At 62.8% G+C, this 6,585-nt stretch carries 6 protein-coding genes; 1 reads left to right on the top strand and 5 read right to left on the bottom strand.

Annotation, left to right across the window (positions count from 1 at the left end):
- From A2J01_RS09525 to A2J01_RS09510, 4 genes are all read right to left on the bottom strand, one after another.
- Window positions 1–839: ferredoxin reductase (locus A2J01_RS09525; RefSeq protein WP_064112590.1), on the bottom strand; the 839-nt coding region annotated here is incomplete at its 3' end.
- Between the two features lie 92 nt (window positions 840–931).
- The gene (locus A2J01_RS09520) at window positions 932–1,432 is read right to left on the bottom strand and encodes a DUF6912 family protein (protein WP_064112591.1); all 501 of its coding nucleotides are present in this window, start codon (window positions 1,430–1,432) and stop codon (window positions 932–934) included.
- Window positions 1,433–1,455: 23 nt separating this feature from the next.
- Window positions 1,456–2,865 carry a WS/DGAT/MGAT family O-acyltransferase gene (locus A2J01_RS09515; RefSeq protein ID WP_007731194.1) on the bottom strand — a complete coding sequence of 470 codons (1,410 nt, stop codon included), beginning with the start codon at window positions 2,863–2,865 and terminating at the stop codon, window positions 1,456–1,458.
- Window positions 2,859–3,284 (bottom strand): HAD-IA family hydrolase, encoded by a 426-nt coding sequence (locus A2J01_RS09510; protein WP_064112589.1) that lies wholly within the window; start codon window positions 3,282–3,284, stop codon window positions 2,859–2,861. The genes A2J01_RS09515 and A2J01_RS09510 overlap by 7 nt, the downstream gene beginning before the upstream one ends.
- A 19-nt stretch (window positions 3,285–3,303) precedes the next feature.
- On the opposite strand from A2J01_RS09510, the gene A2J01_RS09505 reads away from it, so the two are divergent.
- Entirely contained in the window at window positions 3,304–3,933 is a 630-nt protein-coding gene (locus A2J01_RS09505; RefSeq protein WP_064112588.1) for an Rv3235 family protein, read from the top strand.
- A gap of 36 nt (window positions 3,934–3,969) precedes the next feature.
- Here A2J01_RS09505 and secA read toward each other — a convergent pair.
- On the bottom strand, window positions 3,970–6,585 hold a 2,616-nt coding region (secA, locus tag A2J01_RS09500; protein WP_064112587.1), incomplete at its 5' end, for a preprotein translocase subunit SecA.

The raw sequence follows: 6,585 nt of genomic DNA, 5'->3' as shown, positions 1-6,585 counted from the left end.
GCGAACCGCTCCATGTGGAGTCGATCCTCGATGCCTTCCGCCTTCCAGACGTCTTCGAGCTCATCGAGCAACGGGAGGGGTCCGCACGCCCAGGTGTGGCGCTCGCGCCAGTCGGGGCAGACCGTGTCGAGAGAACTGAGTTTGAACTTTCCGTCACGTCGCGTGAGTTGAACGTGGCTCACGAAGTCCTCGTGCTCGGCGTGCAGTGCTGTGAGTTCGTCGGCGAACATCACGTCGGATTCCGTCGGAGCCGAGTGGATGTGCATGACGTCGGGCAATTGACCGCGCCGGTTCATCGTCCGCAACATGCCCATGACCGGAGTGATGCCACTGCCGGCGGTGATGAACAGGATCTTCTCCGGTGGCGGATCCGGCAACGCGAAGTTGCCCGAAGGCGTGGCCAGTCGAACGATGGTTCCCGACGGCACGGCCCCGCTGACGAGGTGGCTCGAGAGAAAGCCCTCGGGCATGGCCTTGACCGCGATGGAAATGCGCTTGTTCTCCCAGTTGGGAGGCGAGGTAAGTGAGTACGACCGCCAATGCCAACGGCCGTCGATATGCAGACCGATGCCGATGTACTGCCCCGGCTGGTAGTTGAAGTCGAATCCCCAACCCGGCTTGATGACGATGGTCGCCGAGTCCGTGGTCTCGGGCCGGACTTCGACGATCTGGCCACGCAGCTCGCGGGCGGACCACAACGGATTCGCGAGGTGCAGATAGTCGTCGGGAAGCAATGGTGTGGTCAGCCGAGCCGCCGCACCGCGAAGCAGATTGAGCTTCGACCGCGCTGCCGGAACTACCGACGCTGCCGGTGCCTCGATCCAGTCCTTCAGACCCATCAGACCTCCACCTCTCACCTTCCGAACCCACTGCCTACGGTACCGTAGGTTATCAGGTTACGGTACCGTAGGTTACTTCACGGTAAGCACATTCACAGCAGGTCGAGCAAGAACGGCAGCTCCTGCGCGGCGTACCACGCCAACTCGTGGTCCTCCGCGTCACCGAGCGTGAACTCGGCATCGGCGTCACCGAGAGCCGCCGCGTCGACTATGCCAGCAGCGCGCTCGATGTCCGATTCTGCCTGTTCGAGGTCGACATGCACAGATGCAACCTGAGCCATCGTGACAGGACCCGCCAATCGGACTACCGAATCGTCGAGATCGGGCCGTGACTTCACATCGGCATCGTCGACGTCGGCAGCGACGACAGCACGCCGGAAGGTGACGTCACCCTCGGTTCCGGCGATCAGCCGCAGCGACGCACGCGCAGCCTCACCCATGGCGACCTCGGCCAACTCGTCGTCGTCCCCCGCCGCGTACGACTCACGCAGAGTCGGGGTGACCGCAAAAGCCGTCCGGCTCATCGGGTCGAACTCCTGGTCTGCGACCAACTGCTGCAAAATCTCGACCGTCGCCGGTACGTACACCCTCATGAGACCACCTTCATGCTCGTTCGTCACCGACTCGCATCCGTCAATTCCTCGAGTGACTCGAAGATCAGCGAACGAACGACGTCGACGTCCGACATCGCGTCACGGTCGGCATTCAAACCGTAGTAGACATTTCCGTCGTACGACGTCAGGGCGATGCTGAGTGTCTGATTCTTGAGTAGTGGCGACACGGGATACATCTCGAGCATCCGAGCCCCACCGAGGTAGAGCGGAAATTGCGGCCCTGGCGCATTGGTGATCATCAAGTTGAACATTCGCTGCGACAGACTGCTGGCCGCACGCGAGCTCATCGCATGCAGCGTCGCCGGCGCAAACCCGGACATTCGCACCATCGTCTGCGCGGTGACCCGCCGACCCTGACGCGCGAATGCCTCCGTCGCATGGGCCACGTGCGAGAGCCGAACCACCGCGTTGGGTTCACCGACAGGCAGGTCGATGAGGAACGAGGAAACATGTCCGGGCGCTTGCGGATCGTCGACGTCAGGACTCTCCGGGCCGTCGGTGTAGACCGACATGGGCACCATCGCTCGCACGATGGTCGCCTCGGTCACCGGTTCACCGCGCGAGAGCAACCAGTTCCGCATCGCACCCGCGATGACGGTCAGGATCACGTCGTTGATCTCGCACCCGTACCGCGCACGAATGCGTCGATAGTCCTCCAGAGACGTCTTGGCCACCGCAAGTCGCCGATTGCGCGAGATGGTGGCATTGAGCGGGCTCGACGGGGCCACCTGGGTCGCCGTTCGAACCACTTCTGCAAGCTTCCCGAGTGCACTCACTGCCTCGGTGACGGATGTGGTCACGTCGTTGAACGCTGCACGCGCCCGTGCGATCCCCTCCCCCGGGCTCGTCACGAGATCTGCCAGTGCACTGACCAACAAGCTGGTGTCGCTCGGCGGCCTGGCGGGCATCCACAATTCTTCGGGGCCTGGCGCTCGATTCTTCTCCGGATCGAAGATCACCTGACTGATCTCTGGAGCCGCCTCGCCGTCCACCAACGACGAATGAGACTTCGTGAAGATGGCAAATCTGTTTCTGGTCAGCCCCTCGACCAGGTACATCTCCCACAACGGCCTCGTGCTGTCGAGTGGTCTCGACGTCAGCCGCGCGATCAGATCCATCAGCTGTTCGTCGGAACCTGGTTTGGGCAGAGCCGATCGGCGTACGTGATAGGTGATGTCGAAATCCGAGTCGTCCACCCAGACGGGGCGGGCCAGGCCGAACGCCACCTCACGCACTCGCTGGCGGTAACGCGGAACCGATCCGAGCCGCTCTTCGACCAGACGAAGCAATTCCTCGTGATCGATCCCGTTTCGCAGTTGCCTGAAGATCCCCAACGAGCCGACATGCATCGGCGTCGTCCCGGCTTCGAGGAAGTAGAAAGCGGCATCCTGAGTCGTCAGTCTGTTCACCATGGCTTCGTGTCCCCTCCCTCGCCGAGATCGAACAGAATCGACAACTCCTCGATGGTCGATTCCGAGCCGACGTGATGGACCCCGACCATCCCGACGGCCACCGCCGCCCGGACGTTGATTTCGAGATCATCCACGAAAACGAAATCCTCCGGCTCGACGCCCAAACGACTCGCTGCCAACAGATAGATCTCGTCGCCGGGCTTTGCCATCTCGACATCACCGGACAAGATCACGTCGTCGACCAAGACCCCGTCGCCGAGATCCCGCAACCACTGAGCACTGGCGCCGCCGGGATCGTTGCTGACGATTCCCGTCACGATTCCGCGGGCCTTCACCGCGCGCACGACCGCGCTCAAGCCGTCGAGATCCGATCCCGGACCGAACAGCACGCCACCGACATCCAACAGAAGTCCCCGCACGCCATCACCCTAAGTCGCGATGGTGATCACGGCGACATCTCGAGCGATTCGTGTCATGCTTCTCACCATCGCTCGGGGGAGCGAAGTCCGAGACAGCTGTCTCGGACGCAGGATCATCCGGGGGGATGTCATGGAGCAGGACTGCAAGATCGTTCTCGAGCCGGCGCCGCAATTCGAGCCTCACCCGCATACCGTCGTGCTGTCGCGGCCACAGTGCCGGCCAGACCGAACGCAGTGCCGAACAGACCGGATGCTGCGTCGCCCGCGAAAGACGCCACACAACGGAACGTCGCCCAGTACCGGGTTCACTCACGCTCCGGAACCGCGGCTGGTAGGTGCCGACATCTTCTGGAACCGATCACTACGTCTGGTTCTCGAAACCGTCGACCGACGACGAAATCCGCGGCAGCTCAAGGGCGTGTTGACGCCGTCCGTCCTGGAAGTTGTTGCGCGACTTCACACTTCGGATTTCTCGGCCCGGAAGCTGGGCGGCGCGGCCGTTCACCGCACCCACGTTCAAGCAGTGTCGGAGAGTACCGCCGAAGTCTGTGCGACGTACACACGAGGCACGCAGACTTTTGCCGTCGCAGGCCGGATCGACCACACAGACGAAACAGGCTGGACGGTCACCGCACTACACGTGGTGTGACCGTCCAGCCTGCCGAGTACTGACTGCGCTAATACGTCAGCGCTTGCGCTTGGACTTCGGAGCTCGATTGCTCTTCGACTGCGTCCGTGCGGCTTCACGACGTTCGCGACGAGAGGCGGCACCGTCGCCGGTGTCGGCAGCCGAGTCACGTGTTGCCTTTGCCTTACCGTCCTCGTCCGGGCCGGTGTACGTCAGACGCGACGGACCTTCGTCGTCAAGTCCCTTGGCGCGCAACGCCGTCGGGGCAGCAGTTCCGGCAGTCTTGGCCGCAGCTTCCTGCGTGGGGAGCGGCTTGGGCGCCGTGGCGGACGCCGCAGCGGCCGAGCCGGCCGTGACGGAAATTCCGCTCGCGGGCTGCGCCGGAGCTGCCTCGACCTGCAGGTTGAAGAGGAATCCGACGGACTCTTCCTTCAATCCGTCGAGCATGCCGATGAACATGTCGTAACCCTCGCGCTGGTACTCGACCAGCGGATCGCGCTGGGCCATCGCACGCAGACCGATTCCCTCCTTGAGGTAATCCATCTCGTAGAGATGCTCACGCCACTTACGGTCCAGGACCGAGAGGAAGACACGGCGCTCGAGTTCACGCATACCGTTTTCGCCGGCGATCGCATCGATCTCGGCTTCGCGCTTCTTGTACGCCGCGTGGGCGTCTTCGAGCAAAGCGGTTCGCAGGTCGTCACGGCTCAGGTCACTGTTGATGCCTGCGCCGTCCTCCCCTGCCAACGTCTTGTGATCGATGCCGACCGGGTACAGCGTCTTCAGCGCCGTCCACAGCTGCTCGAGATCCCAGTCCTCGACGTATCCCTCGGCGGTGGCACCGTCGACGTAGGCGGTGACCACGTCAGTGATCATCTGCTCGACCTGGCCTTCCATGTCTTCACCCTCGAGGATCTGGCGGCGCTCCTTGTAGATGACCGTTCGCTGCTGGTTCATGACCTCGTCGTACTTGAGGACATTCTTGCGAATTTCGAAGTTCTGCTGCTCCACCTGGGTCTGAGCGCTCTTGATGGCCTTCGAGACCATTTTGGCTTCGATCGGGACGTCGTCGGGCAGGTTCAGGCGCGTCATGATCGACTCGAGTGCCGAACCGTTGAAACGGCGCATGAGCTCGTCACCGAGCGAGAGGTAGAACCGCGATTCGCCGGGATCACCCTGACGTCCGGAACGACCACGCAACTGGTTGTCGATTCGGCGCGATTCGTGGCGCTCGGTGCCCAGGACGTACAGGCCGCCGGCATCGCGGACCTTTTCGGCGTCTGCCTTGACCTCAGCCTTGACCTCGTCCAGGACTGCGTCCCAGGCTGCTTCGTACTCGTCCGGCGTCGTGACCGGGTCGAGGCCCTTCTTGCGCAGCGCGATGTCCGCGATGATGTCCGGGTTACCACCGAGCACGACGTCGGTACCGCGGCCGGCCATGTTGGTCGCGACGGTGACCGCGCCGGAGCGACCGGCCTCGGCGATGATGGTCGCTTCCTTCTCGTGGAACTTGGCGTTGAGGACGTTGTGGGCAACGCCGCGCTTGGTGAACTGCTTGGACAGGTACTCCGAGCGCTCGACGCTGGTGGTACCGATCAGGACGGGCTGGCCGTTCTCGTGGCGCTCGACGACGTCGTCGACCACCGCGTCGAACTTGGCTTCCTCGGTCTTGTAGATGAGGTCGCCGTTGTCGACTCGGACCATCGGACGGTTGGTCGGGATCGGGATCACACCGAGCGTGTAAGTCTGGTGAAGCTCGGCAGCTTCCGTCTCGGCGGTACCCGTCATGCCCGACAACTTGTCGTACAGACGGAAGTAGTTCTGCAGGGTGATGGTGGCAAGGGTCTGGTTCTCCGCCTTGATCTCCACCTTCTCCTTGGCCTCGATCGCCTGGTGCATGCCCTCGTTGTAGCGGCGGCCGACCAGCACGCGGCCGGTGAACTCGTCGACGATGATGACCTCACCGTCGCGGACGATGTAGTCCTTGTCCTTGGTGTAAAGCTCTTTGGCCTTGATCGCGTTGTTCAAGTAGCTCACCAGCGGCGAATTCGCGGCTTCGTACAGGTTGTCGATACCGAGCTGGTCCTCGACCAGTTCGACGCCCGCCTCGTGCACACCGATGGTGCGCTTGCGGATGTCGACCTCGTAGTGAACGTCCTTCTTCAGCAGCGGCGCGATGCGCGCGAACTCGCTGTACCACTTGCTGGAGCCGTCGGCCGGGCCCGAGATGATGAGGGGGGTTCGGGCTTCGTCGATGAGGATCGAGTCGACCTCGTCCACGATGGCAAACGCATGGCCACGCTGGACCAGGTCGTCCAACGAATGCGTCATGTTGTCGCGCAGGTAGTCGAACCCGAACTCGTTGTTGGTGCCGTAGGTGATGTCGGCTGCGTAGGCGACGCGGCGCTCGGCCGGCGTCATACCCGAGAGGATCACGCTGGTCTCGAGGCCGAGGGCGCGGTGAACGCGGCCCATCCACTCGGAGTCGCGCTTGGCAAGGTAGTCGTTGGTGGTGACCACGTGGACGCCGTCACCCGCGATCGCGTTGAGATAAGCCGGAAGAACCGACGTCAGAGTCTTGCCCTCACCGGTCTTCATCTCGGCGACGTTGCCGAAGTGCAGGGCCGCGCCACCCATGATCTGCACGTGGAAGTGCTTCTGATTGATCACGCG

The organism is Rhodococcus sp. EPR-134, assembly GCF_001647205.1.
Classification (GTDB): Bacteria; Actinomycetota; Actinomycetes; order Mycobacteriales; family Mycobacteriaceae; genus Rhodococcus_F; species Rhodococcus_F qingshengii.
This window is presented reverse-complemented; position numbering and strand designations above follow the sequence as displayed.